Source organism: Arthrobacter sp. P1_A5 (genome assembly GCF_056406825.1).
Genome location: NZ_JBFTZL010000008.1, coordinates 18,656 through 43,225, shown reverse-complemented (window position 1 = coordinate 43,225; position 24,570 = coordinate 18,656). Strand labels below are relative to the sequence as shown.

Genomic DNA, 24,570 nt, shown 5'->3' with positions numbered 1-24,570 from the left:
TTCAGTGAGTGAGCTTCTTCCGTAAGCTTCAAAGGAACGCCACGAGCCCCGATCCAAGGAACCCATGCCCATCAACACACAATCGCTGAAACAGGACGGCTTCACCGGTTTCCGGCCGCTCCAGGACCTTGACATCAACCGGATCCCGCAGAAGCCCGGGATCTTCGCGGTACTGCGGCCGGAGGGCTTCCGGCCCCAGTTCCTGGCCAGGAGCACCGCCGGCATCTTCAAGAAGAAGAACCCCACCCTCAAGACGGACGCTCTCGACGCCGAATGGGTGGACGGCGCCGATGTCCTTTTCCTGGGCAAAGCCGGCCCCGGAAGCAAGGGCAACCGCGGACTGCGCCGGCAAATTCAGGAATTCGTCGACTTCGGCGAAGGCAAGCCGCCGGGCCACTGGGACGGGCGGCTCATCTGGCAGCTCGCCGTGCCCGGGTCCCTGATCATCGCGTGGAAAGAGTTGCCCGTTGAGCAACTCAACGCGGCCGAAGCCCGGTGCCATGCCGCATTCATCGAAGAATACGGCCGCCTGCCGTACGCCAACTTAGTCCAGGCGCGCGTCAAAGGTGCTTAGCCGCCGTACGTGAACCGTCCCGCCACTAACGTGGCGGCCACCGGCATGGCCGCAAACTCCGCATCCGACACGGTCAGAGGGTCGCCGTCGAGCACTGCAATATCGGCGGGGTCCCCGACCCAGAGACGGCCGCGACCGCGGGTCGAGGCCGTGAGGGCCTCCTGCCGCGTGAGGGCCTGCTCGGCATGCCACGGCCCGCGGCCATCCAGCCGGGCCCGCGCCGTGGCAGCGGACATGGCAATCCACGGATCCAGCGGGGCCACCGGAGCGTCCGAGCCCAGGGCGAGAGTCGCCCCGGCGGCCAGCAATGAACGGAGCGGGAAGGACCGGTCCGTTCGCCCCGGCCAGTTCGCCTCGGCGGCGTCCCGGTCATCGAGGGCATGCGCAGGCTGGACACTCGCGGTCACGCCCAACCGGCCGAAGCGGGCGAAATCCTCGCTCCGGACAAACTGGGCATGCTCGACCCGTCCGGCGATGCCCGCCGCCTCAAACGCATCCAAGGCGACTTGGTTGGCCGCGTCGCCGATTGCGTGGACCGCCGGCACAAAACCCGCCTGCCGCGCCCGGACCAACAGGGCGAGCAGCTCCGACTCGCTCACGGTCAGCAGCCCGTGGCCGCCGTTCGGATACGGGTCAACGCAATACGCTGTGCGGGTATTGAGCGAGCCGTCGATCAGCACCTTCAGGGGGCCCACGCTCAGCAGCCCGCCACTGCCGGCCACTGCCAAACCTGTCCGCAGCCCCTCTGCCACGGCCCGGTCCAGGTCCTGCGGATAGACGCCCGCTTCAACGCGCAGGGCAGCGAAGCCGCTGGAGATCCTCCGCAGCCAGGCGTCGCGGCTCCACGTCATCTCGAAGTCCACAATCCCGACCACGCCCCGCGCGGCCGCAGCCTGCCCTGCCTGCCGCACCCACGGATCCACCACCGCGTCCGGCAGCTGGCCAAGCTCCCGGGTCAGGGCGAACGCCGGTTCTTCCCGGAGCAGCCCGCCCGCATCCACCGGCATTCCGTACTGTTGGGCCGCTGCGGAGTTGAGCCAGACACAGTGGAGGTCGTGGCTGATCAGCGCCGTAGGCCGGCCGCGCGTCACGCCGTCCAGGAGGTCCAGACTGGGCAGGTCATGCCAGATGGCATCGCGGAAACCGACGCCCACCAGCGTCTGGACGGGACCCGGAGCTCCGGCGCCGCTTCCGGCCCCGGCGATATGGGCCTCCGCGATATTGTCCCCGGCGATATGGGCCCCGACGACGGCGGCCGCCTCGCGCGCCGAGCCGGCACCGGAGAGGTCAAGCCGGTTGGAGGCCAGCGCCCACTGCGTCATATGAACGTGCTCATCCCACAGCCCAGGAACGGCGTAGCGGCCCTCCAGATCCACCACCCGGGTTGCAGCGGGGAGCGCACCCGAGCCCGGGCGCGACGGGATGATCGCCGACACGGCCCCGGCGCGAAGATGAACGTCGAAGCATATTTCCTCCCCGGGGTGCCGCACGGAGGCCAGCACGAGATCCGGGGGTCGGCGGGGATCGAGCGGATCAGACATAGGAACAGGCTAGGCGTGCGACGCCGCAGGACCCAACAGGCGCACACGGGACTTTCGCCCCTTACCTCTGCCACGAGCGCCCCCCAAGCTGAATGTGTGGGGAGGTTGCTGCACGGCCAGTTGGGGGACGTGTCGAGTGAAGAACCACTTCACGTAATACGGCACGGGTCTCACCGCGAATTGGGGAAGGAAATGGCGTTTGCACTTTCCGGCTTCAGCAGGAAAAGGCAGGAGACCACGGCCACATGAGTATCCACCACCATTCGGGGGACCCTAAACTCAAGGTGCTCATCCGCCTGAACGCCGACGCCGAAACAGCGCGGATCGACGTGCATGGTGTGGTGACCGTGGCCAACGTGCGGGCGCTGTACGTCGTTTGCCGCCGCGTCACAAGCAAGCTTCCCGGGTTTGAACTCGTGCTCGACCTCGCCCATGCCCGGGTGTCGGCCGCCGCGATCGAAGAACTCCGTGAGCGTGCCCGCGCCTCGTTGCTGTATTCGGGGATCGATGGCACGGAGACACCGTGCCGTCTGCGCCTCGTGGACCCGCTGGTCATCCTCAAAACCAAGGAGCACGTATGAAAGCCCTCGTCTATGGCGGTCCCGGGGAGAAATCGTGGACCGAGGTCCCCGACCCCACCATCCAGAATCCCAGCGATGTGATCGTCAAAGTGGACACCACCACCATCTGTGGGACCGATCTGCACATCCTCAAAGGCGACGTCCCCGCGGTGGCCAAGGGCCGCATCCTGGGCCACGAAGGGGTCGGCACCATCACGGAGATCGGCGCCTCCGTGACCAGCCTCAAGGTCGGGGACCGCGTCATCATTTCATGCATCAAGTCCTGCGGGCACTGCGCCAACTGCAAGACCGGCCTGTACTCCCATTGCCTGGGGGAGGAGGGAACCTCCGGCATCGGCTGGGTTTTCGGACATCTGATCGACGGCACGCAGGCCGAGTTCGTCCGCGTCCCCTACGCAGAGAACTCCCTGCACCTCCTGCCTGAGGGAGTCAGCGACCAGCAGGCCGTCATGCTCTCCGACATCCTCCCCACCGGCTTTGAGATCGGCGTGCAGTACGGCCGGGTCAAGCCCGGCGACACGGTCGCCGTCATCGGCGCGGGCCCCGTGGGACTTGCCGCGATCTCCACCGCCGGCCTCTACGGCGCCGCCACGATCATCGCCGTCGACCTCGACGCGAACCGGCTCGAGAAATCCCGCGAATTCGGAGCCACCGATGTGGTCCTCTCATCCGATGCCGACTGGAAGGAGCAGCTCATGCTCCTGACCGACGGGCAGGGCGTGGACGTGGCGATCGAGGCCGTGGGCGTCCCGGCGACCTTCACGATGTGCACCGACATCGTGCGTCCTGGCGGCACCGTGGCCAACGTGGGCGTGCACGGCAAAGCCGTGGAACTTCACGTCGAAGACCTCTGGATCCGGAACATCAACATCAGCATGGGCCTGGTGAACACCAACACCACCCCCATGCTGCTCAAGCTCGTGGCACAGCAAAAGATCCCCGCGGACAGTTTCGCCACCCACCACTTCACCTTTGACGAGTTCATGGAGGCGTACGACACTTTTGCCCGCGCCGCGGAGACGAAGGCCCTCAAAGTCGTGATCACGGCATGAAAGCGCTCGTCGTCCTCCACTCCGGCAGTGCCGGCGCGATCGACGAAGCCAAGCCGTTCGTGATCTCGCTCGGGCGGTAGCGGCCCGGGCCGCCAGCTTCCGGAAGCCACGCCCGGCCGGGCGTGGCAAACGGACCATCTGAAAGGACGGCGGCCATGAAAGCAGGCCGGATTGTCATGCTGGTGATCGGCTCGCTGTGCGCGCTGGTCGGTTTGGGACTGTTGGCGGGCGCCGGTTTTGCGGGCTGGGTCAACTACCAGCAACGTGACGGCAGGTACTTCATCACGCCGTCGGCGCCTTTCTCAGGCAATTCCTACGCGCTGACGACCCCCCGGCTGGACCTCATGACCGGCGGCGGCGTGGACGACGGCGTTCCGGTGGACATTGCGGGCAGCGTGCTGCTCCGCGGTTCCTCCACCGACCCCGGCAAGGAAATCTTCATCGGAATTGCCCCGCGGGCCGACGTCGCGACGTACCTGGCCGGTGTCCGGCGCACCGAAATCGTCGACGTCAGGTTCAACCCCTTCCGCGCGCGGTACCGCGAAGTGGCCGGCTCCCAAATCCCGTCCAACCCGGCGCAGCAGACCTTCTGGGCCGCGACTGCCACAGGCCCGGGGGAACAGGAACTGACCTGGGACCTCCGCTCCGGATCCTGGGCAGTGGTGGTCATGAATGCCGACGCGACGTCTCCGGTGAGCGTGAATCTGCAGGCAGGGGCACGCACAGACCTGCTCCTGCCGGTGTTCATCGGCCTGCTGATCGGCGGACTCGTGATGCTGCTGATCGGCGTGCCGCTGATAGTGCTGGGCGCTGTTGGACTCGGCCGCGGCGGCCCGGGCCAAGGCGGGACGGGCAGCGGTGTCCCTCCCGGCCGCTTGCCGGCCCACCCCGGCCAGCCGTATCCCGCGGGTCCCTACCCGCCCAGGGTCACCCCCGGCCAGCAGAACAGTGCGGCCCCGCCGGGTGCCGTGGCGGCCTACGCTGCCCCGCCGGGGACTCCGTATCCGGTGGCGCCAGGTGCTACGACCGCATATGTGTACCCCGCCCGTCTCCACGGCTACCTCGACCCGAACCTGTCACGGTGGATGTGGCTCGTGAAGTGGTTCCTGGCCATCCCGCACTTCATCGTCCTGTTTATCCTCTGGTTCGCCTTCGGAGTGGTCACGATTGTGGCGTGGTTCGCGATCCTGTTCACGGCGCGCTACCCGCGCTCGCTGTTCAATTTCAGTGTCGGTGTGATCCGCTGGAACTGGCGTGTGGCCTTCTACGCCTTCAGCGCTATCGGCACGGATGTCTATCCCCCCTTCACCCTGGCCCGCACCGATTACCCGGCGGACTTCGACGTCGACTATCCCGAACGGCTGTCCCGCGGCCTGGTGCTGGTGAAATCCTGGCTGCTGGCCATTCCACATCTGCTGCTTATCAGCCTGCTGACGGGGACCGCGAGGACGTGGGAGTACCGGGACGGCGAGTGGGTGCAGCAAGGTGTGGGCATCTCCCTCCTGGGGCTGCTGGTCCTGATCGCCGGCGTGATCCTGTTGTTCACGGGCCAATACCGGCGGGGGCTCTTCGACCTCCTGCTTGGCCTGAACCGCTGGATCTACCGCGTTATCGCCTACGTTGCCCTCATGCGGGACGAATATCCGCCATTCCACCTTGATATGGGTCCGGTCGATCCGGGCGAGCTGCCGGTGCCTGCATACGCCGGATCCGCGCTCGGACCCGCCGGACCAGGACCCGGGCCCGTCGGTCCTGGACCAGCCACCGGACCCGCGGTCGGACCCGGACCCGGACCCTCCGCCGGACCAGGACCCGGGCCCGCGCCCGAACCCGGGCCCGCGCCCGGAACCGGAGGACCAGCCACCGGACCCGGAGGGCTGCCCAGAAGCTAATGCGGCGCTGCGCCCGGTCCTCTTGCCACCCGCCCTCCGCAAGAACATAGTTGAGGGAATTCACGTACTCCGCGGCACTAGGCAGGCGACCATGGTGAACATCGGGATTCCGGAAAACGGCGTGCTTCACGGCAAGACCGCCCTGATCTACGGCGGCGGCGGGGCGGTCGGCGGGGCGGTGGCAAGGGCTTTCGCGGCCGACGGCGCCACGGTGCACATTGCCGGAAGGACSGAATCGCGGCTGGARAAAGTRGCCMRYGACATYCGYGAGGCMGGCGGYACMGCCGARACCGCCGTCGTCGACGCCCTGGACGARGAGCARGTGGATGCCTTCGTWRRCCGGGTGGCRAAGAAGAGCAARAGGATCGACATCTCCTTCAACGTGATYTCATTCGGCGACGTCCAGCAGCCRCTCATGGAGATTGATGTGGATGACTTCACCCAGCCCATCACCYTGGCCGCGCGGACGCACTTCCTGACCACCCGCGCGGCCGCCGCCCACATGGTCAAGCAACGCTCCGGCGTCGTGCTCATGTTCGGCGGCTCGGGCCCGCAGACGATCCCCGGTCTGGGCGGTTTCAAGGTGGCGCTCGACGCGATGGAAGGACTACGCCGGCAATGGGCCCTGGAACTGGGAAAACACGGCATCAGGGTGGTCACCATGGTCACCGGCGGCATTATCGAAACCATCCCGTGGCAGGCCGAGGGCCGCGATGAGATCGTGGTGGAGATTGCCAGGGCCGCGCATTTGAACCGGACGGCCACGCTGGCGGACGTCGGTAACGTGGCCTCCTTCATCGTCTCGGACAAGGCGGCGGCCATCACGGACGCTACCGTCAACATCTCCGCCGGCGCGATCGTGGACTACTGACGCCGGTCAGGCCACCAGGTTGGCTGCGGCGACGTCCATGTGTTCGAGGACCGTCGTGCGGGCCAGTGTCGCGTTGCCGGTCTCGATCGCGGCGACGATGTCGTGGTGCCGGTCCACGCTCATGTTCTTGACGGCCCTCTCGATCCCGGCAAACATGATGGACATCCGAATGGAGCCCTCAAGCGACTCCCAGGAGTGCAGCAGGGTCTCGTTTCCGGTGAGCCGGCACAGTGTCCGGTGGAACTCCAGATCGGATTCAATCCGTTCCTCCAGGCTGGCCTCGGCGGCCGCGGCCATGGCATCGACGGCCGAGCACAGGGATGTAATCACGGAGGCCCGGTCCGGCAGCTCACACAGTGTCCGGACCGCAAGCGATTCGAGCGCGGCCCGGACAGCGAAGATGTCCCGGATTTCCTTGCCGTCCAGGTGCCGCACGGACAGCCTGCCGCGCGGTCCGGCCGACAGCAGTCCTTCTTGCTCCAGCTGGCGCAGGGCCTCGCGCAGTGTTCCGCGGCTGATCTGGAGCATGTCGGAGAGTTCGGTCTCCACCAGATGCCGTCCTGGCTCCAGCTCTCCGCTCGTGATGGCCGTGCGCAGGGCAGATAGCGCCTGCTCGCGGAGGCTCTTCTTTTCCAGTCCGAGAAGCGGGGCTGTTGCTCCGGCCATTGTTAGTCCTCACGCTCAGCGGTCAACTGTTTGTCAGTGGTCAACTGTTTACAGTTCGTGTGTTAACAGTTGATGGTACGGCACGGGCGGGTCCGGCAGCTGCCGGCCCCCGCCCGTAGGCTGTTCCCTCCGGCTCAGCCGAGTTCGGCGAGCACCTTGGCAACGACCCTCTGCACCGAGAGGCCGTAGCGTTCGTGCAGGGTGGGCAGCGCGCCCGCGTCCAGGAATTCGTCCGGCAGCGCTACCGGCACCACCCGTTTACCCAGCCCCGCGGTGACCACGGCCGAGGCCACGGTCTCGAACAACCCGCCCACCACACTGTGGTTCTCCAGCGTGACCGCGAGGCGGTCGGTGTTCAGCTCGGCGAGGACCGTCGCGGCGTCGAACGGCTTGATGGTGGGGGCGTGGACGACGGCGACATCCACGTGGTGGGCAGCCAGCGCCTCGGCCGCCTGGAGTGCCCGCATGGTCATCAGCCCGCTGGAGATGAAGACGACGTCACGGCCGCCACGCAGGACTTTCGCCTTGCCGAGTTCGAACGTGTAGTCGTACTCGTCCAGCACGGTGGGGACGTTGCCGCGCAGCAGTCGTAGGTACGTGGGGCCCTCGCTGGCGGCCAGTTGGGGGACGGCCTGCTCGATGTCCAGCGAGTCGCACGGGTCCACGATGGTCAGATTGGGCATGCCGCGGAAGATCGCCATGTCCTCGGTCGCCTGGTGGCTTGGACCGTAGCCGGTGGTCAGCCCCGGGAGCCCGCCGACGATATTGACGTTGAGGTTTGGCTCGGCGGCATCCAGGCACAGGAAATCGTAGGCGCGYCGGGCAGCGAACACCGAGTACGTCGAGGCGAACGGGACCAGGCCGGTCTCAGCCAGGCCCGCCGCGGCGCCGAAGAGCAGCTGTTCGGCCATGCCCATCTGGAAGAAGCGTTCCGGGAATGCCTGGGCGAAAATGTGCATGTCCGTGTACTTGCCCAGGTCCGCGGTCAGTCCCACGATCTTGTCGTTCACCTGCGCGGCCTTGACCAGGGCGTGCCCGAACGGCGCGGACGCGGTCTTCTGGCCCGGGTCCGCGAAGGAGGCGATCATGGCAGAGGTTTTCAGCTTCGGTGTTGTTGCGGTACTCATCGTGCGGCCTTTCCTTCGAAACCTGCGGTCAGCTGCTCGCGGCAGAGCTGCCATTCGTGTTCTTCGATGCGCATGAAGTGGGCTTTTTCGCGGTCCTCGAGCAGCGGCACGCCGCGGCCCACCTTCGTGTCGCACAGGATCACGGAGGGACGTCCGACGGCGGCCGCCTGGGCTGCCGCGTTGTCGAACGCGGCCAGCAGCGCGCCGACGTCGTTCCCGTTCACGCGCTGGGCGTACCAGCCAAACGCCTGCCACTTTTCGGTGACGGGCTCGGTGCGCAGCACGGTGTCGGTCTTGCCGTCGGCCTGCAGGGCGTTGATGTCCACCATGGCGGTGAGGTTGCCGAGGTGGTGGTGGTGGGCGCCCATCGCGGCCTCCCACGTGGATCCCTCGTCAAGTTCGCCGTCAGAGAGGAAGTTATAGACCCGGGAACCCGAACCCTGGTAGCGCAGGCCCAGGGCGGCGCCGACGGCGATGGAGAGTCCGTGGCCGAGGGAGCCGCCGGAAATCTCCATGCCGGGGGTGTATGTGGACATCCCGGACATCGGCAGCCGGGAGTCGTCCGAGCCGTAGGTCTCCAGTTCCTTGACGGGGATGATTCCGGCCTCGGCGAGGGCCGCGTAGTGGCCGATCGCGTAGTGGCCGGTGGAGAGCAGGAACCGGTCGCGGTCCTCCCACTCAGGGTCGTCGGCGCGGAACCGGAGCTGGTCCGCGTAGACCGCGGCGAGCATGTCGGCCGCGCCGAGGGCCTGGCCAACGTAGCCTTGGCCTTGGACTTCGCCCATGTTCAGGGCATGGTGGCGGATCCGGTAGGCGGCCCCTTCGACCCGTGCCAGGCGTTCTGCCTCGGCGTCGGAGGCGTTGCCTCGGGTGGTTATTTCCTGTGTTGAAACCACGATTCTTCCTTTCAGATATGACGTGGCGAGCTGCTGCGGGAGGCCTTCGACGGCTTCCGGGCGGTGCGTATCTACGCGCTCACGTGGGTGGGGGTGCTTTTGGTAGCCTGATCGGCGAAATCCCGTTCGCGCTTGCCCCAGGTTTCACGGGTGGCGACGGCGGCCCACAGGCCGATGGCGGCGTAGGTGCCGAAGAGCAGTGCCGGTCCCATCCAGCCGAAGCTGACGAAGAGCAATGTGGTGATGAACGGGGTGAACCCTGAGACCATGGCCGAGATCTGGTAGGCCAGCGAGGCGCCGGAGGCGCGGGTCTTGGCCTGGAACAGCTCCGGGAACCACGGGCCCTGGGCGCCGGCCAGGGAGTTCTGGCAGACGGCGTAGGAGATCACGAGGGTGGCGATGATGAAGATGAACAGTCCGGTGTTGACCAGCAGGAACATCGGCACCGCGAAGGCAACGGCGAAGGCGCAGGACCAGATATACAGCGGGCGCCGGCCGATCCTGTCCGTCAGCCGKGCCCAGGCCTGGGTGGCGAAGATGCCGATKGCRGAGGCGATGCASARGGCCACGAGSGTCTGSGWCTTGTCGGCCAGGTGCTGGCTGTTSAKGTAGGAAATCATGTARGTGATGGASACGGCGTAGCCGGCGGTCTCGGCGATGCGCAGGCCGATGCCCTTGACGATGTTGCGCCAGTCGGTCTTCAGGACCTCCTTGATGGGCGACTTGACGATGTCGCCGCTGTCCTTGACCTCGTCGAAGACGGGGGATTCGGGGACCTTGGAGCGGATGATCAGTCCGACGACGACCAGCACGATGCTGGCCAGGAAGGGAATGCGCCAGGCGAGTTCGCCGCCGAGCTGGACGCTGAAGAGGAACACGAGGTTGGCCAGCAGCAGCCCGACCGGGAAGCCGGCCTGGACCATGCCTGTGTACTTTCCCTTCGATTTCCAGGGTGCGTGTTCGTAGCTCATGAGGATGGCGCCGCCCCACTCCGCGCCGAAGGCCAGGCCCTGGACGATGCGGACAAACACCAGCAGAGCCGGAGCCAGCAGACCCACCTGGGCGTAGGTGGGGAGCAGGCCTATGACGAAAGTGGCGATGCCCATGAGGATCAGGGAGGCCACCAGGACCGGCTTGCGGCCGACCTTGTCCCCAAGGTGCCCGCCGATGATGCCGCCGATCGGGCGCGCCGCGAAGCCGACACCCAGGGTGGCGAAGGCAGCCAGGGTTCCGGTCACAGGATCGCCGGTGGGGAAGAAGGCCGTACCGAAGTACAGGGCAGCCGCTGTGCCGAAGCCGATGAAGTCATAGGTTTCGATGACGGCGCCGACGCTGGAGCCGATCGCGACCCGTTTCGCTTCCCTGGTGCCGTGCACCGGGCCCCGCATGGTGAGAGCTTCGTTGCTCATGTCAATCCCTTTCGAAGAGAGCTGCCGACGCTTCCGCACCGACACTGTCGACTGTTAACAGATGATACGCCAGTGTGACCCGCGCCATAAGGCAATGTCAACAGTCAACTTCAAAGGTTGACTGTTGACAGTCGAATTCTATAGTGTGGTCCATATCACCACCGCCCCCGGGCGCAACCAGAGGATTAACGACGATGTTCAATTCCCGACTCGGCTGCTCGTCCATCAGCTTCCGCCACCAGAGCCTGCCAGAGGCCCTGCGCACCATCGAAGGCCTCGGCTTCGAGGAACTAGATCTCGGTGCGCTACCCGGAGTGTGCGACCACGTTCCCTACGACCTCGACGCCGATGCCGTCGCCGCCGTCACGGCCGAGGCCGTTGCCTCCGGGCTGCGGGTCCGGTCGGTCAACGGGGACATCGGGGACCTGAACGCCTTGCTCGACGCCGACGCACACGCAGCACGAAACCGGCACCTTGACGCGCTGCTCAGCTTGGCAGCCGGCACGGGCGCCAAGGCGCTGGTCCTGCCCTGCGGCGCCCTCGGCCGCGACCCGGTCCGCAGCCTCGACGAGGACCTGGACACCATTGCCGCGCAACTCACCGCCGCCAAGCGGCGGGCCGACGTGTTCGGCGTCGAGCTCTGGACCGAGTCCCTGCACTTCCTGCGGTTCTGCTGGAACCTCGAGCGCGCGGAATTGCTGGCCGGGCGGCTGGCCGGTTCCGGGGTCGGGATCGTCATGGACTTCAGCCATATCGTGGCCGCCGGCGAGGATCCGTTGGACTACCTCAGGCGCCATCAGGGCCGCATCGCCCATGTTCACTTGCGCGATGCCGTGCCGGGAAACATCAACCTCAGCATCGGCAACGGCCAGGCCGATTTCGCCGCCGGCCTGGAGGCCCTCGCGGCCGACGGCTACACCGGCCACTTCTCCCTGGAGCTGGAGACCCGGGACGTGACCCACGGGGAGCGCCCCGCGGCGGCCGCCAAGGCCGCGAGCTTCATCACAGACCTCATCTGACTTGCCACACCAACGAACAACCCAAGGAGCATCATGAGCACCATCCAGCGCACCGCCGTCCTCACCGGGGCAACCTCGGACCGGGGCATCGGCATCACCACCGCACGCCGCTACGCCAGCCAGGGTTGGGCCGTGGTGATCCTGGACCTCGATGGCGAGAAGTCCGCCAAGGTCGCAGCGGAGATCGGAAACGAGTTCACCGTTCCCGCCTTTGGCTACGAGGTCGACGTCGCCAGCGAGGACTCCGTGACAGCCGCGTACAACGCCGTGGCCGCCGAAGTCCGCTCCGGCAGCCTTCCCGCCGTCGGGGCCCTCGCCAACATCGCCGGCATCACCTCCCCGGTGCCGTTCCTCGAGACCACCCTGGAGCTCTGGAACAAGGTCATGGCCGTGAACGCGACGGGAACCTACCTTGTCACCCGCGCCTTCCTGCCGGACATGATCGCCAGCGGCTGGGGCCGGATCGTGAACATGTCCTCCGTCTCTGCCCAGCGCGGCGGCGGCGTCTTCGGCAAGGTGCCCTATTCCGCGGCCAAGGCGGCCATCCTGGGCTTCACCAAGGCCCTGGCCCGCGAAATCGGCAGCACCGGCGTGACCGTCAACGCCATCACCCCCGGCGCCGTGGACACGAATATCCGCGTGGGCAGCACCGAAGAGCAGGAAGCGGCCATCAACGCCGGAATTCCGCTGGGGCGCAACGCCAGCACCGAGGAAATCGCGGCCGTCATCACCTTCCTGTCCTCCGAGGAGTCCGCCTACCTCACCGGGACCACCATCGATATCAACGGCGGAAGCCACATCCACTAGCAGTCCCGCCGTTGAGAAGACCGCGAGCAGCGGAAAGAGCCCACGATGACCAGAATGTTTAACAACCCGTCCGATTTCGCCGAAGAAGCCCTCGCCGGCTTCTGCGACGTCCATGCGAGGCGGCGCCGTCCGCCGGTACCGGCCCCGCCAACCGAAGGTGGCCGTGCTGGCCGGCGGCGGCTCGGGGCACTACCCGGCCTTCGCCGGGCTGATCGGCACCGGACTGGCCGACGGCGCCGCCGTCGGAGTCGGAAAAACGACGCGGCATTGCCGGTGATTTTACGGTCTTCGGCGACAAGACCATGGTGGACGCGCTGGTCCCGTTTGCCGGGACCTTCAGCCGGCTCACCAGCGCAGGGGCCGGGGCGGATGCCGGGTGGGCGGAAGCTGCGCGGGAGGCTGCCTCCGCGGCCCAGGCTACCGCGGCCCTGCGCCCGCTGAAGGGCCGGGCGCGGCCCCTGGCGGAAAAGAGCGTGGGCACACCCGACCCCGGAGCCACGTCCCCTGGCGATGGTGTTCACTGTGTTCGGTCCGCACCTTGCCGGTGTGCGGCAGGCTGCAGGGGCGCGCCCGTGAGCCCGGGAGCAGGGATCCGGCTCATTGTGGGTGCGGACGAAGCCGGAGTGGACTACAAGGACCAGATCCTGGCGGACCTCCGGACGGACCCGCGGGTGGCCGAGGTCATCGATATAGGCGTCAACCGCGGCGACGCCCCGGAGGAGTTCGCCAAGCCCTACCCGTACGTGGGCATCGCCGCGGGCGAATTGATCCGGGACGGGCAGGCGGACCGGGCCATCCTGTTCTGCGGCACGGGGATCGGGGTCGCCATTGCCGCCAACAAGGTGGACGGCATCCGGGCCGCGACCGCCCATGACTGCTTCAGCGTGGAGCGGTCCRTACTCTCCAACGACTGCCAGGTCCTCACGATGGGCCAGCGCGTGGTGGGACTGGAACTGGCACGGCGGCACGCGCGGGAGTGGATCGGCTACACCTTCGATCCCTCGTCCGCCTCGGCGGACAAGGTCAAGGTGCTGACCGGCTACGAGGATGCTGAGGCCTGCCCCGGGACGCCCGGCCAGGCACGGGCCCGGCGTCTTCCAAGAAATGGTATCTATCATGAGCCCGTGCCGCCCCTTGATGTAGTCCTCACCGCCTGGCAGATCGACTGGGCCGCCGCCGCCCTGATCGGCGGCTCGGCGTTGCTGTATGCGCTGGGCCTGAGGGCCGCGGCGGCGCGCGCGCACCGCCATCCCGTGTGGCGGACGCTGGCGTTCTATCTTCTGGGCCTTGGGTCCCTGACAGTGCTGACGTGCGGGTTCCCTGGCGTCTACAGCGCGCAGCTCCGGTGGGCCTTCACGCTCAAGATTTCCCTGCTGCTCTTCGTGGTGCCGCTGCTGATCGGCCTGGGAAAACCCATCTCCCTCGCCCGTACGGCCCTGCCGCCGCGCGGCGTCGGCCGGCTGAACAGGGCGCTCGCCCACGGTGCGGTGCGGTTGGCCGGCAACTCCATGGCCGCCCCGCTCCTGGGCCTTGCCCTCTTCTCCACCTTCCTGACTCCGGCGTTCTACACCCTCCGCACAGCCGCTTGGGCCGAGGCGCTCCTGACAGTCGGGGTCCCGCTGCTTGGCATGATGATGGCCCTGCCGATCATCGAGGACGCGGACTTCCGCCGCTCCAGCGCGTTCTTCATCATGGAGTTCGTGTTTGTTTTCATCGAGTTGCTGGTCGATGCCGTGCCCGGGATCCTGCTGCGCCTCAACGGCCAGGTGCTGGATCACGTCGCATCGACGCCGTCTGCGCTGGGCTGGTTCCCCAACGCCCTGCGTGACCAGCAGCTGGCGGGGGACGTCCTGTGGTTCATCTGCGAAATTGTCGACTTGCCCCTGATCATCCTGATGTTCATCCGCTTCTCCCGCAGCGACAAACGCGAGGCCCGCGGCTTTGACGAGCTCACGGATTCCCAGCTCGATGAACTGAATGCGGAGCACCTGCGGCGCGGCCGCTAACTCCCCGCGCCCCGGGTGGGGCGCTATGCCACGCTGACCTTGATCCGCTGCACCACGTTGTTGCCCATGCCCTGGTAGTTCCATTCCGGTTCCAGCGGCTGGACCGCGCCGCTGGCATCCGTGGCACGGCAGGAGAGCTCGTGTTCGCCCGGATCGGCCACCCACGGCATCGACCACGCACACCACGCGAACGGCGCTGCCGGGTGCTCCAGATGGGCCGCGGCCCACTTTCCGTCGATTCCGACGTCGACGCGCTGCACGGCGCCCTGCCCGGACCAGGCCCGGCCGGTGAGCATCACCGGTCCCGGGGGCAGGATCCGGCTCCGGGTGAAGAAATCCGGGACGCCCGGGGGCACCATGAGCGAGCGGACCTTGATCCAGGTGACCGGGGTTCCGGGATCCTCGGCATCATGCTGGTAGCGGTACGCCACCGCCTGCTGGAAACCGTCATAGGGCTTGGTCAGAACCTTGATCGAGGTCAGCCACTTCACGCTCGCCATGCCGTACCAGCCGGGCACCACAAGCCGGAGCGGATAGCCGTGCTGCGGCGGCAGGTCCGCGCCGTTCATCCGGTAGGCGAGCACGACGTCGGGACGCAGGGCCTCCTCGATCGGCAGGCTGCGCGCGTACTGCTGGGCGACGCCGCCCTGGCTGCCGGCGTCGGCCCCGGTGAAGACCACCTCCACGGCGTCGTCCTCCACTCCGGCCCGCGTCAGCAGGTAGGCGAGCGGGACACCGGTCCACACGGCGGTCCCGACTCCCTCGAGTACCCACGGCTGGCTCAGCGGGCGCGGCCGCAGGAGGGACCGGCCGTTGCCGGCGCACTCCAGGGTGACCGGGAGGGTGATGCTCGGTGCCCGGAGCAAGGCCCGCAGGCTCAGTTCGAAGGACCGCTGCACGGCGCCGCCGATCCACAGATGCCAGTGTTCGGCATCGATGAACGGGATGTCGAAGTGCGTGAGCACGTAGTGCAGTCCGGGCGGTGTGGTGTCGCTCCGCAGGGCCTCGAGCGGCATGGAATGGTTCCGCACGGCCAGCTGGAGTTCCTCCGCCGTCAGCGGGCCGTGGCTCGGTTCGCCGGGATGCGCCCGGGGTTGTCCGGCCTGCCGGCGCGGACTCTTCAGGACAGAAGAGTGTCTGGACATTTGCTTTGGCATGGCATGCCGCGATTCTTTCCGGACCAGCCCGGTCCCGGTCCTGTGAAGGACCCGCCGGTTTAGTAGGTATCACCTGGTCTCAGGTCTACGCCGCGGCCCGGAAACCGTCAACACCGGGACGTGCAGGTCCCGCCCCTTCCGGTCCAGGGGCTACAGCGTGTGCGCCTTGGCCAGGAACTGCGCCAGGCTCAGCGGTTCCCGGCCCGTCAGCTCATGCACCGCCGACGTCGGACCGGCGAGTTCGCCGGCGGCGATGGCCGTGTAGGTGCTTACCCAGGCGTCCACCTGCCATGGCGGGGCGCCGTAGGAGGCGCGGGACCCGTAGGCCTCCGCCAGGGTCTCGTTGTGGAAGGTAATGGCCCGGTCGGTTCCGGCGGTCAGGAGTTCGGCGGCGCGGGCCAGCGAGATGTCTTCCGGGCCGGTCAGGTCATAGGTCCGTCCCACATGCAGGGACGGGTCCCGCAGCACGGTGACGGCCGATCGGGCAATGTCTGACCGCGCCACGGCAGCCATGACGCCGTCTCCGGCGGGGCCGCGGATCACGCCGTCCTCGCCGGCCAGCAGCGGCAGGAAGTCCAGGTAGAAGTTGTCCCGCAGGAACGTGTAGTCCATGCCGGAGGCCTTGATGCGCTCCTCCGTCGCGAAGTGGTCCCGGCCCAGCGTGAACGTGGAGTCCGGCGCCGCGCCGAAGAACGAGGTGTACACGATGTGCTGGACGCCCGCTGCGGCCGCGGCATCGACGAAGGCATAGTGCTGCTGCAGCCGGTCCTCGGCCTCGGCTGCGGAGACCATGAACAACGTTTTCGCCCCGGAAAGCGCCGTCTTCGTCCGCTCCGGCTCGGCGTAGGTGGTGACGAAGGGGACGGCGCCTTCGAGCTCAGGTGCCCGGGCGGCGTCCCGCACCAGGAGCCGTTGCTGGCTGCCGGCCTGGGACAGCTGCCTGGCCACCAGGGCGCCCAGCTGGCCGGTGGACCCGGTGACGGCAAGCTCGGGAGCGTTGGTCATGGCCTAGGCCTCGCGGGAGGCGGGCGACTTGGTCTGCGCGGGGTCGCGTTCGGCCAGTGAGCCGATGACGGCGTCGATCTTGTCCATGATCACCGGGTCCAGCTTCACGCCGGCTGCCGCGACGTTCTTCTCGATCTGCTCCGGCCGGGACGCGCCCATGATCGCGGAGGCCACGTTCTTGTTCTGCAGCACCCAGGCGATGCTGAGCTGTGCCATGGTCAGCCCGGCCTCCTCCGCGATCGGCTTGAGCTGCTGGACGCCGGTGAGGACCTCGTCGGACATCCAGCGCTCGATCATCCGCGAGCCGCCCTTGGAGTCCGTGGCGCGGCTGCCCTCAGGGGCAGGCTTGCCGGGGTGGTACTTGCCGCTCAGCACGCCCTGGGCAATCGGGGACCAGACAATCTGGGACAGGCCCAGTTCTACCGACGCCGGAATCACCTCGGCCTCAATCACCCTCCACAGCATGGAGTACTGAGGCTGGTTGGAGATCAGTTGGAAGCCCAGTTCCTTGGCGAGGGCATGGCCGTCGCGGATCTGGTTGGCCGTCCACTCGCTGACCCCGATGTACAGGGCCTTGCCCTGCCGCACGATGTCCGCGAAGGCCTGCATGGTCTCTTCCAGCGGCGTCTCGTAGTCGTAGCGGTGTGCCTGGTAGAGGTCCACGTAGTCGGTCTGCAGCCGGGTGAGGGAGCCGTTGATGGATTCCATGATGTGCTTGCGGGACAGCCCAAGATCGTTGTGGCCCTTGGGCCCGGTGGGGCCGAAGACCTTCGTGAAGATTTCCAGCGATTCGCGGCGCTCGTCCTTCAAGGCTGCTCCGAGGACCGTCTCCGCCGCTGTGTTGGCGTACACGTCGGCCGTGTCGAAGGTGCTGATACCGGCGTCGAGCGCGGCCCGGACGCACTGGGTGGCGACGTCGTTCTCCACTTGGGAGCCATGGGTCAGCCAGTTGCCAAACGTGATTTCTGAAATCTTGAAGCCGCTGTTCCCGAGGTATCTGAATTCCATGGGTTCCAACGTAGCGGACTTGCCTGCCCGGGGTAAGGGCTCAGCCGGCCTTGCGTTCCTGGACCGGCTGTTTGGCCTTCCCGGCCGGCGGAGTGCCACGCAGCGCCACGAGCGATCCGGTGTCCAGCAGGGACTTCGCTGCGGGCATGGGCGGCTTTTTGAACGCCCGCGGGACGGCGCCAAGTGTTCCATTGGTGTCTGTGGCCGACTGCACGAGGGCAGAGACTTCCGTGATGTCCTGTGCCGGCGCCAGGGGGTCGGGCAGGTCCCGGACGGTGACCCGGACGGCGCGTCCGGCCTCGGCCCTGGCCCTCGCGGCGGCGCGGGCATCTGCCCGGGCCACGGCGGCCGCCCACTCCGGGGACAGCGCGGGTTCCTTTTTGGCTGCATTCCGGGCGGGGCGTGCGGGCTTCACGGCCTTGGCCGGCCGGTGCGGCGCCGGCTCTTCCGCAGCCCCATTTTCCCGTGATACCGGGGTTCCGCGAACGAGCCCGGCGACGGCCAGGACAACGACTGCCGCCAGCCGGCCGATCCCTGCGAGCACGAGGGTGGCGGCGAAGACCAGGAAGAGGCCGAGGAACATGAAGAACGCCACGCCGAGGGTCCCGAAAAAAGTCAGGTTCAGCGCAATGGTCGTTGGATCTTCCATGTCACCTCTCCTTGCCGGCCTGCTTCAGCGTGGTCCCTGCCGCAAGCACGCAGCGGGCAGGAGCCCCCTTAACAATACGTACTTTTCGCTGGCCCCGTGCCGCCCGCGGCAGTCGTGGCGAATATGTGTCAAAGCCGTTATCCGCGGGGCGGGGCACGGGCCCCGCCGGCCGGGCGTCTATAGTCGGAGACAGCCTCGCCGGCGTCGTCCGGCCCGCCGGAAGGACATCTTATGACGCACGCCGCAGCAGCCGATTCCGAGCCCGCCGGAGCATCCGGCACGGACCGGTCCGTGAGTATTCCGGAAGCGGCATATTCCGCGTCGTATGAGGGGAACTGCCCGTGCCTGTCGGGCGAGGCGTATGTGCACTGCTGCGGCCGGTTCCATCGCGGGGACGCCGAGGCGCCTACGGCGGAGCAGCTCATGCGCTCCCGGTACAGCGCCTTCGTGGTCCGGGACGCGGGGTACCTGCTCCGGACCTGGCACCCGGACACTCGGCCCGCTGAGCTGGAGTTTGACTCCGGCATGCAGTGGCGACGACTGGACATCCTCTCCACCAGCCGCGGCGGCCCGCTGGACAGCGAAGGCACTGTGGAATTCGTGGCCCACTACCGGCACGAGGGCGAACGGGGCCTGCACCGCGAAAGCAGCCGCTTTGTGCGGGTGGACCGGCGCTGGTACTACGTAGATGGCGTCGTTGCCGGCTGAGGCCTCCGGAGCTGACGCCGTCGCGGCTAGGGGCGCCCGGCTGAGTTGTCCCGTGCTGAGTTCTCTCCGGCTGAGTTGTCCCTGACGGTCTGGTTCTCAACCGTTGCTGCCGGGCTGAAGCCGGCCCGGTCCACCCTGCGGTGGAAACGCATTCCCGCGAGGCCGCCCAGCACTGCGCCCACCAAAGCCACCGCGGCCACGACGATCGCCGCGATGATGCTCAGGGTGTTCAATTCGCCCTCGTTGATCGGGATCCGCGGGAAGCTGTTCAGGTTGGCCAGGATGTTGAAGCGCTGCCCGGCGACCAGGCCCAGCACGGCGACGACGATCGCGGCGATCAGGGCCCAGATCCAGACCATGAAGCCCTGCTTGGCGCCGTTGAAGCGGGCCATCCGCCCGGCGACGTATCCGCCGCAGTAGTAGGCGACCAGGAGGATCACGAGCAGCACGATGATGCCGGTCAGCCCGACCGTCTGGTTGCTGGAGGCCTGGTCGACGGCGTCGTTCACATCGGTGTTGGTGGCCAGTCCGACGGCGGTACCGCCGGCAGCGACCAGCGCGGTGAGCAGCACGGCCGTACCCGTGGCCGTCAGCCAGCCGAAGAATGCCGATCCGACCTTGATGCCGCCGAACTGTTCCTTCTCGCGGGCCACTACCGTCTCGCGCGTGGGGATCTCTTCCACGACAGTGTCGTGGACAGTCTCGCGGACCGGTGCGTCGCGGACGGGGTCGTCGTGGCGGACTGCTGTCACCGGACGGGTTGTGGCGTCGTCCTGCGCGGCGTGGCGTGTTGTCTTGTCGTCGGGGCCTGCGGTGCTGCTCATGAGGGCTGCTCACTTTCGCTGAATGACCGGGCACCCTGGAGGTGCCGGTCTGGCGTCAACCTAACCACGGCGGAATCCGGTTAGCAAGGATGCTTACTATCCGTGGCGGCGGCCCGTCAGCGGTACTTGCGGTGCAGGTCCTCCCGGACGGAGGCACGCAGGCTGGCGTCCGCGATCCACGGACCGGTCCCTTCGGACTGGTCGAGGATCCCGGCCTCCAGCCAGGTGTAGTCCCCGGCCAGTGTCTTGCGGGCCAGGGCATGGTCGGCGTCATCGGTGTTCCGCCACAGCCGGTCGAAATATTCGTCAACGCGAACGCGGGCCTGTTCGCAGTACGCCTCGGCGAGTTCGTACGCGGAGGCGCCGCGTTCCGGCTGCGTCCGCAGCAGCATCTCGGCGCGCGAACAGCAGGCGGCCATGGCAAACAGCTCCGCACCGATGTCCACGATCCGGCCCAGGAACGCCTGCTTGTGCTCAAGTTTGGCCTGCCACCGGCCCATCCCGTAGAAGGTCTGCCGGGCCAGGCGCCGGGAGGAACGCTCCACGTAGCGCAGCTGTTTCGCGAGCCGGCCGAAGTCGCTGTAGGAGCGCGGGTCCATGCCGGCGCCGGCCACGAGTTTGGGCAGCCACTTCGCGTAGAAGCCGGAGGCTCCGACGGCGGCCTTCGCCTTGTCGGAGAGGCGGGCGTCCTCCGAGGCGAGGTCTCCCGCGGCCGCCAGGTGCGCGTCCACGGCTTCACGGGCGATCAGCAGCCTCATGATTTCTGAGGATCCCTCGAAGATCCGGTTGATTCTCATGTCGCGGAGCTGCTGTTCCGCGGCGACGGCGCGCTCGCCGCGGGCTTCGAGGGAGTCCGCCGTTTCAAAGCCCCGGCCGCCGCGGATCTGCACGAGCTCGTCCGCGATGAGGCAGCTGATCTCCGTGGACCACAGCTTGGCCAGGGCCGCCTCGATCCGGATGTCTTTCTGCCCGGCGTCGGCCATTTCCGCGGAGAGTTCAAACACGGCGTCCAGGGCGAAGGCGCTGGCGGCGATGAAGGCGATTTTCTTGCCCACTGCCTCATGCTGGCCGATCGGCCGGCCCCACTGGGTGCGGGCGTCGGACCATTCGCGGGCGATCTTCAGGCTCCACCGGCCGGTGGCGACGCACAGCGCGGGGATGGAGAGCCGGCCCGTGTTCAGCGTGGTGAGGGCGATCTTCAGGCCCTGGCCTTCCCGGCCCAGCCGGTTGGCGGCCGGGACCCTGACCTGGTGGAAGCGGGTGACGCCGTTTTCGATCCCGCGGAGCCCCATGAAGGTGTTGCGGTTTTCCACGGTAATGCCGGGGGTGTCCATTTCGACCACGAACGCGCTGATGCCGCCTTTATTGGCGGTCCCGTCCGCATCGGTGTGCGGCGGCACGAGGGCCATGACCACGACGAGCTCGGCGATAACACCGTTGGTGGTCCAGAGCTTGACGCCGTCCAGGAGGTACGAGTCGCCGTCGTCGGAGAGGACGGCCGTGCTGCCCATCCGGGCGGGGTCGCTGCCGACGTCGGGCTCGGTGAGCAGGAAAGCGGTGACGGCGCCGGCGGCGCAGCGGGGCAGGTATTCACGCTTCTGGGCCGGAGTGCCAAAGACCTTGACGGGCTCCGGGACGCCGATCGACTGGTGCGCGGAGAGCAGGGCGCCGAGGCTTGGGTGCACCGAGCCCAGCAGGGCCAGGGCGCGGCCGTAATACACGAGCGTGAGGCCCAGACCGCCGTATTCGCGGGGAATCTTCATTCCGAATACACCGAGCTCCGCGAGCCCCTTGAGATAGTCGTCCGGGATCCGGTCGTCGCGTTCGATGGTGCGCCCGGACATCGTGCGGCAGTAGGCGGCCAGCCGGGCCATGAACGCCTCGCCGCGTTCGACGTCGTCGGCGGGAGCCTCGGGCCACGGGTGAATCAGCGACAAATCGAAGCTGCCGAGGTAAAGGCCCTTCGCGAAGCTGGGCTGGGTCCAGCTGGTTTCGCGGGCGGCCTCGGCAATGGCGCGGGCGTCGGCGGCCGTCGCGTCGGGGCCGACGTGCTCAGGGGCCCCGGCGGCCGCCGGAATCGGAATGCCTGATGTTGGAGAATCTGACGCTGGAGTACCGGGTGTGGTGGCGGGGTCTTCGATGGCGGAGCTCACGGGGCATCTCCTCTAACCGGGTGACCGGCTTGAGCCCTGGATCCGCCGCGGGTGGAGGACCCTTCAGCTGTCCCGCAATACTACTCGCGGGTAAGTGCCTGTGCTAGGGGAGGCCTGGCCCGGAAAGTCGGACCGGAAGTCCGTGCCGAAGTCGACCTGGAAATCGGCGGGCATCTCCACCGTTGAGGCGTGGTGGACCAGCCGGTCCCAACTGTGGTTGATGCCCTGGACCAGGCCCACCAGCGCGCCGGCCACGAGGTACCAGGCGAGCCGGCCGACACCGACCAATACCATGGCCGCGAACGCGGACACCATCATGAAGGCGCCGATCATCACGGCAAACACGAGGGTTCCAATGACCACCATCGTGCCGGTTTCCACTGCGCTTAGGTCGAACTGCATTCTTCCCCCTGCACCATTGCTCCGGTTGAACCAGTAGCCCGAGCGTAGGGTGCCGTGGGCGTGCTGAACTAGGGTCCTTTGGACATTGGCGGCCTCTTGATACGGGATCGAAATGCTACCGGGGCGTAGGTCACGGCGGTGTTGCGGCACCCTCGCCGATCGCGGGGGTCGCACCGCTTGCCAGTGCCGGGAGGCTGCCCGGTGTCAGTCTTCATCGTGTTCAGGGGCGCTCTGGCTCATGACCTGGAAGTCCGCGCCGAGGGCGACTTCGACCTGGGACCCGTCGTTTAGGCGTACCTCGACCTCGTAGGCCGCGCCGGAGTCGTCATCCCGCTCCACTTCGGTGACGCTGCCCTGGCCCACCTTCGCCAACGCAGCCTGTGTTGCCATGGCACGGTCGGCGTCACTGAGCGCCGGTCCATCGGAATCGTCACCGATCTCAAAGTTCCCGATCCTGGCGGTGAGGGCGCCCGCACTTCCGGACCAGACATCCCTGGCCTGGGTGGCCCCGACCGCAATTGACGCTCCCCCCAGCACCACCGCTGCAGAGGCCGCCCCCGTGATCCAGATCGTTCTCTTGCGCATGACCGTCTCCCTTCGGCTGGTCATTCCAGTGTGCGCCGACATAGGGGAGCAGACAACGATAAATGTGGACGGGCCCTGCGTTAACCTTGTAGCTGGCAGTTTTTCGAATCCGCTGCCCCGCAACGCCACCCCAAACCATCCCCTGGCAGCCGAAGGAGAGCGCGTGTCCCGTTCCGCCGTGTCATCAGCCGACGCCATCAGCACCCGGCTCCGGGACCTTGAGCTCCTTACCAAGGGACCTGCCTGGGCGCTGACGCGTTCGGCGCCTTGGGTGATCGCCGTGCTCCAGGCCTCCTTCACCCGCACGCGCGCGCAGCTGCCGCTGGAACAGTTCCACGCCGACGTCGACGCCTTCCTCGAGCAGCTCCGCCGGCAGGCCCCCGGCACGGGAGAGCAGCACAGTGGCTCGGCCAACGGCACACTTTCCGGAAAGAAATACGCGGACGAATGGACCCGCAAGAACTTCCTGACCCGCCGGAACCAGTCGGGCCAGATCGTTTACGAAGTCACGGAGCCTGCTGCCCGCGTCCTGGCTTTCCTGGACAGCCTCTCCAGTGAGCGGTCCACGCTGAACGGCTCCCGGCTCGGCACACTGCTGGGCGACGTCGAGAAGCTCGCCAACGAGACCAACCCGGACCAGAGCGCTCGCATTGAATCCCTCGAGGAGGAGATCGACGAGCGCCGCCAGCTGATGGAAGACATCAGCTCCGGCGATTTCGACGGGCTGCTCGACGACGACGAGGCCGTGGAGGCCGCAGGCAACATCCTCGATCTCGCGGCCAGCCTGCCCGCAGACTACAAGAAGATGCGTGACCGGATCGAAGAGCTCGTGGGGGAGCTGCGCAACCAGATCATCGAGGAATCGCTCAGCAAGGGCGCCACCATGGCCCAGGTGCTCGAGGCCGACAAGCGGCTGCGGCAGAGCCCCGAAGGCCGGACGTTCCGCTCCTTCACCGCGTTCCTGGAGGACCCGCAACAGCAGCTGCGCTTCCGGTCGGCGATCGGCGAAGTCCTGAGCCGGCAGTTCGCGGACGAGCTCAGCCACGATGAACGCGAGACGCTCAAGAACCTTGTGGCCGAACTCCGCACCCAGCACAGCCAGATCCAGCGGATCTACGGCAAGCTCAGCGAGAGCCTCAACACCTACGTCCAAAGTGACGACTTCCGGCAGTCGGTCCGGCTCCGGAAGGTCCTGCGCGAGGCTGAGCAGGCGATCCGCACCCTGCCGTACGAGCGCGAACGGCCCGGCCTTGTCCGCGGCCCGGTGCTGTTCAGCGCCGGTTTCGAGTCCCTGGCCATGGTCAAGCTCTTCGACCCTGACGAATTCGCGGCTCCACCCAAGCTGGCCGACCCCATCGCGTTCTCCGACTCGGACCGGGCGCGCTCGCCCCGGACCGCCAAGGCCAAGCCGGAGGCCATCCGCGCCGCGCTCGCGGGGGCCTCAACCCTCACCGAGGCCTGGGCGCAGCTGCCGGCAGAGGAACGCCACATCAACTCCATCCGGGCCCTGTTGTCGCAGACCCTCCACGAAGGCGCCGGCTTCGACCGGGGGACCTGGGGACCAATCGAATTCGAACAAATCGACGGCACCACCCGCACCGCCTACCTGCCCGTCGTCACGCTCGCGAAGGATTGACC

24 protein-coding genes and 2 pseudogenes are annotated in these 24,570 nt (G+C 67.4%); 13 read left to right on the top strand and 13 right to left on the bottom strand.

Annotated features, from left to right (window positions below):
* Window positions 1-64 precede the first annotated feature (64 nt).
* A complete protein-coding gene (locus AC1D1S_RS03525; protein WP_476952098.1) occupies window positions 65-574 on the top strand; it encodes a hypothetical protein in 510 nt (169 codons plus the stop codon).
* Here AC1D1S_RS03525 and AC1D1S_RS03520 read toward each other — a convergent pair.
* Window positions 571-2,115, bottom strand: coding sequence for an amidohydrolase (locus AC1D1S_RS03520; RefSeq protein WP_476993725.1), 1,545 nt, complete (start codon window positions 2,113-2,115; stop codon window positions 571-573). The genes AC1D1S_RS03525 and AC1D1S_RS03520 overlap by 4 nt on opposite strands.
* Before the next feature lie 245 nt (window positions 2,116-2,360).
* On the opposite strand from AC1D1S_RS03520, the gene AC1D1S_RS03515 reads away from it, so the two are divergent.
* The 4 genes from AC1D1S_RS03515 to AC1D1S_RS03500 all read left to right on the top strand — a co-directional run bounded on the left by AC1D1S_RS03515 (window position 2,361) and on the right by AC1D1S_RS03500 (window position 6,511).
* Entirely contained in the window at window positions 2,361-2,696 is a 336-nt protein-coding gene (locus AC1D1S_RS03515) for a hypothetical protein (RefSeq protein ID WP_028276886.1), read from the top strand.
* The gene (locus tag AC1D1S_RS03510; protein ID WP_018776072.1) at window positions 2,693-3,748 is read left to right on the top strand and encodes a zinc-dependent alcohol dehydrogenase family protein; all 1,056 of its coding nucleotides are present in this window, start codon (window positions 2,693-2,695) and stop codon (window positions 3,746-3,748) included. The genes AC1D1S_RS03515 and AC1D1S_RS03510 overlap by 4 nt, the downstream gene beginning before the upstream one ends.
* 155 nt (window positions 3,749-3,903) lie before the next feature.
* The gene (locus AC1D1S_RS03505; protein ID WP_476993724.1) at window positions 3,904-5,640 is read left to right on the top strand and encodes a DUF4389 domain-containing protein; all 1,737 of its coding nucleotides are present in this window, start codon (window positions 3,904-3,906) and stop codon (window positions 5,638-5,640) included.
* Between the two features lie 91 nt (window positions 5,641-5,731).
* Window positions 5,732-6,511 (top strand): SDR family NAD(P)-dependent oxidoreductase, encoded by a 780-nt coding sequence (locus AC1D1S_RS03500; protein WP_476993723.1) that lies wholly within the window; start codon window positions 5,732-5,734, stop codon window positions 6,509-6,511.
* Between the two features lie 6 nt (window positions 6,512-6,517).
* Here AC1D1S_RS03500 and AC1D1S_RS03495 read toward each other — a convergent pair whose 3' ends face one another.
* The 4 genes from AC1D1S_RS03495 to AC1D1S_RS03480 all read right to left on the bottom strand — a co-directional run bounded on the left by AC1D1S_RS03495 (window position 6,518) and on the right by AC1D1S_RS03480 (window position 10,609).
* On the bottom strand, window positions 6,518-7,177 hold the full coding sequence (locus AC1D1S_RS03495; protein WP_243178030.1) for a GntR family transcriptional regulator: 660 nt from the start codon (window positions 7,175-7,177) through the stop codon (window positions 6,518-6,520).
* Window positions 7,178-7,311: 134 nt separating this feature from the next.
* On the bottom strand, window positions 7,312-8,304 hold the full coding sequence (locus AC1D1S_RS03490) for a transketolase family protein (protein WP_243178029.1): 993 nt from the start codon (window positions 8,302-8,304) through the stop codon (window positions 7,312-7,314).
* Window positions 8,301-9,182, bottom strand: coding sequence for a transketolase (locus tag AC1D1S_RS03485; protein ID WP_439954096.1), 882 nt, complete (start codon window positions 9,180-9,182; stop codon window positions 8,301-8,303). The genes AC1D1S_RS03490 and AC1D1S_RS03485 overlap by 4 nt, the downstream gene beginning before the upstream one ends.
* 89 nt (window positions 9,183-9,271) lie before the next feature.
* Window positions 9,272-10,609, bottom strand: coding sequence for an MFS transporter (locus AC1D1S_RS03480; RefSeq protein ID WP_476993722.1), 1,338 nt, complete (start codon window positions 10,607-10,609; stop codon window positions 9,272-9,274).
* Window positions 10,610-10,803: 194 nt separating this feature from the next.
* On the opposite strand from AC1D1S_RS03480, the gene AC1D1S_RS03475 reads away from it, so the two are divergent.
* From AC1D1S_RS03475 to AC1D1S_RS03450, 6 genes and pseudogenes are all read left to right on the top strand, one after another.
* Window positions 10,804-11,628 (top strand): sugar phosphate isomerase/epimerase family protein, encoded by an 825-nt coding sequence (locus AC1D1S_RS03475; RefSeq protein ID WP_476946567.1) that lies wholly within the window; start codon window positions 10,804-10,806, stop codon window positions 11,626-11,628.
* Window positions 11,629-11,661: 33 nt separating this feature from the next.
* Window positions 11,662-12,435, top strand: coding sequence for an SDR family NAD(P)-dependent oxidoreductase (locus AC1D1S_RS03470; protein WP_243178025.1), 774 nt, complete (start codon window positions 11,662-11,664; stop codon window positions 12,433-12,435).
* A 112-nt stretch (window positions 12,436-12,547) separates the two neighbouring features.
* Entirely contained in the window at window positions 12,548-12,712 is a 165-nt protein-coding gene (locus AC1D1S_RS03465; protein ID WP_476993721.1) for a dihydroxyacetone kinase subunit DhaK, read from the top strand.
* A 25-nt stretch (window positions 12,713-12,737) separates the two neighbouring features.
* Window positions 12,738-12,878, top strand: a pseudogene (locus tag AC1D1S_RS03460) (hypothetical protein); the annotation flags it as partial.
* A 147-nt stretch (window positions 12,879-13,025) separates the two neighbouring features.
* Window positions 13,026-13,481: pseudogene (locus tag AC1D1S_RS03455) on the top strand (RpiB/LacA/LacB family sugar-phosphate isomerase); the annotation flags it as partial.
* Window positions 13,464-14,441, top strand: a complete 978-nt coding sequence (locus AC1D1S_RS03450) for a cytochrome c oxidase assembly protein (protein ID WP_476993739.1) — start codon at window positions 13,464-13,466, stop codon at window positions 14,439-14,441. The pseudogene AC1D1S_RS03455 and the gene AC1D1S_RS03450, both read left to right, overlap by 18 nt.
* Window positions 14,442-14,464: 23 nt before the next feature.
* Here AC1D1S_RS03450 and AC1D1S_RS03445 read toward each other — a convergent pair whose 3' ends face one another.
* The 4 genes from AC1D1S_RS03445 to AC1D1S_RS03430 form a co-directional block, all read right to left on the bottom strand.
* Entirely contained in the window at window positions 14,465-15,586 is a 1,122-nt protein-coding gene (locus AC1D1S_RS03445; RefSeq protein ID WP_243178023.1) for a sulfite oxidase, read from the bottom strand.
* A 162-nt stretch (window positions 15,587-15,748) separates the two neighbouring features.
* On the bottom strand, window positions 15,749-16,603 hold the full coding sequence (locus AC1D1S_RS03440) for an SDR family oxidoreductase (RefSeq protein WP_476943570.1): 855 nt from the start codon (window positions 16,601-16,603) through the stop codon (window positions 15,749-15,751).
* Window positions 16,604-16,606: 3 nt separating this feature from the next.
* Window positions 16,607-17,611: an aldo/keto reductase family protein gene (locus AC1D1S_RS03435; RefSeq protein ID WP_243178021.1), complete on the bottom strand. Its 1,005-nt coding sequence runs from the start codon at window positions 17,609-17,611 to the stop codon at window positions 16,607-16,609.
* A gap of 40 nt (window positions 17,612-17,651) precedes the next feature.
* Entirely contained in the window at window positions 17,652-18,260 is a 609-nt protein-coding gene (locus AC1D1S_RS03430; RefSeq protein WP_476993720.1) for a hypothetical protein, read from the bottom strand.
* Between the two features lie 291 nt (window positions 18,261-18,551).
* Here AC1D1S_RS03430 and AC1D1S_RS03425 point away from each other — a divergent pair, with 291 nt between their 5' ends.
* Window positions 18,552-18,968, top strand: coding sequence for a YchJ family protein (locus AC1D1S_RS03425; protein ID WP_243178380.1), 417 nt, complete (start codon window positions 18,552-18,554; stop codon window positions 18,966-18,968).
* Between the two features lie 26 nt (window positions 18,969-18,994).
* On the opposite strand, the gene AC1D1S_RS03420 is transcribed toward AC1D1S_RS03425, so the two are convergent.
* The 4 genes from AC1D1S_RS03420 to AC1D1S_RS03405 form a co-directional block, all read right to left on the bottom strand.
* Window positions 18,995-19,792, bottom strand: a complete 798-nt coding sequence (locus AC1D1S_RS03420) for a hypothetical protein (RefSeq protein ID WP_243178019.1) — start codon at window positions 19,790-19,792, stop codon at window positions 18,995-18,997.
* Window positions 19,793-19,908: 116 nt separating this feature from the next.
* A complete protein-coding gene (locus AC1D1S_RS03415) occupies window positions 19,909-21,945 on the bottom strand; it encodes an acyl-CoA dehydrogenase family protein (protein WP_476993719.1) in 2,037 nt (678 codons plus the stop codon).
* A gap of 63 nt (window positions 21,946-22,008) precedes the next feature.
* Window positions 22,009-22,347: a hypothetical protein gene (locus tag AC1D1S_RS03410; protein WP_243178018.1), complete on the bottom strand. Its 339-nt coding sequence runs from the start codon at window positions 22,345-22,347 to the stop codon at window positions 22,009-22,011.
* Between the two features lie 204 nt (window positions 22,348-22,551).
* Window positions 22,552-22,932: a PepSY domain-containing protein gene (locus AC1D1S_RS03405; RefSeq protein WP_243178017.1), complete on the bottom strand. Its 381-nt coding sequence runs from the start codon at window positions 22,930-22,932 to the stop codon at window positions 22,552-22,554.
* Between the two features lie 163 nt (window positions 22,933-23,095).
* Between AC1D1S_RS03405 and AC1D1S_RS03400 the strand changes: the two genes are divergently transcribed.
* Window positions 23,096-24,568, top strand: coding sequence for a DUF3375 family protein (locus tag AC1D1S_RS03400; protein ID WP_243178016.1), 1,473 nt, complete (start codon window positions 23,096-23,098; stop codon window positions 24,566-24,568).
* Window positions 24,569-24,570 lie beyond the last annotated feature (2 nt).

What these genes read in the sequence shown, in the direction of transcription:
- AC1D1S_RS03430 (WP_476993720.1), bottom strand. Translation starts at nt 18,260, where the DNA reads ATGGAAGATCCAACGACCATTGCGCTGAACCTGACTTTTTTCGGGACC.
- AC1D1S_RS03495 (WP_243178030.1), bottom strand. Translation starts at nt 7,177, where the DNA reads ATGGCCGGAGCAACAGCCCCGCTTCTCGGACTGGAAAAGAAGAGCCTC.
- AC1D1S_RS03440 (WP_476943570.1), bottom strand. Translation starts at nt 16,603, where the DNA reads ATGACCAACGCTCCCGAGCTTGCCGTCACCGGGTCCACCGGCCAGCTG.
- AC1D1S_RS03405 (WP_243178017.1), bottom strand. Translation starts at nt 22,932, where the DNA reads ATGCGCAAGAGAACGATCTGGATCACGGGGGCGGCCTCTGCAGCGGTG.
- AC1D1S_RS03515 (WP_028276886.1), top strand. Translation starts at nt 2,361, where the DNA reads ATGAGTATCCACCACCATTCGGGGGACCCTAAACTCAAGGTGCTCATC.
- AC1D1S_RS03445 (WP_243178023.1), bottom strand. Translation starts at nt 15,586, where the DNA reads ATGTCCAGACACTCTTCTGTCCTGAAGAGTCCGCGCCGGCAGGCCGGA.
- AC1D1S_RS03510 (WP_018776072.1), top strand. Translation starts at nt 2,693, where the DNA reads ATGAAAGCCCTCGTCTATGGCGGTCCCGGGGAGAAATCGTGGACCGAG.
- AC1D1S_RS03435 (WP_243178021.1), bottom strand. Translation starts at nt 17,611, where the DNA reads ATGGAATTCAGATACCTCGGGAACAGCGGCTTCAAGATTTCAGAAATC.
- AC1D1S_RS03410 (WP_243178018.1), bottom strand. Translation starts at nt 22,347, where the DNA reads ATGCAGTTCGACCTAAGCGCAGTGGAAACCGGCACGATGGTGGTCATT.
- AC1D1S_RS03470 (WP_243178025.1), top strand. Translation starts at nt 11,662, where the DNA reads ATGAGCACCATCCAGCGCACCGCCGTCCTCACCGGGGCAACCTCGGAC.
- AC1D1S_RS03525 (WP_476952098.1), top strand. Translation starts at nt 65, where the DNA reads ATGCCCATCAACACACAATCGCTGAAACAGGACGGCTTCACCGGTTTC.
- AC1D1S_RS03420 (WP_243178019.1), bottom strand. Translation starts at nt 19,792, where the DNA reads ATGAGCAGCACCGCAGGCCCCGACGACAAGACAACACGCCACGCCGCG.
- AC1D1S_RS03505 (WP_476993724.1), top strand. Translation starts at nt 3,904, where the DNA reads ATGAAAGCAGGCCGGATTGTCATGCTGGTGATCGGCTCGCTGTGCGCG.
- AC1D1S_RS03475 (WP_476946567.1), top strand. Translation starts at nt 10,804, where the DNA reads ATGTTCAATTCCCGACTCGGCTGCTCGTCCATCAGCTTCCGCCACCAG.
- AC1D1S_RS03465 (WP_476993721.1), top strand. Translation starts at nt 12,548, where the DNA reads ATGCGAGGCGGCGCCGTCCGCCGGTACCGGCCCCGCCAACCGAAGGTG.
- AC1D1S_RS03520 (WP_476993725.1), bottom strand. Translation starts at nt 2,115, where the DNA reads ATGTCTGATCCGCTCGATCCCCGCCGACCCCCGGATCTCGTGCTGGCC.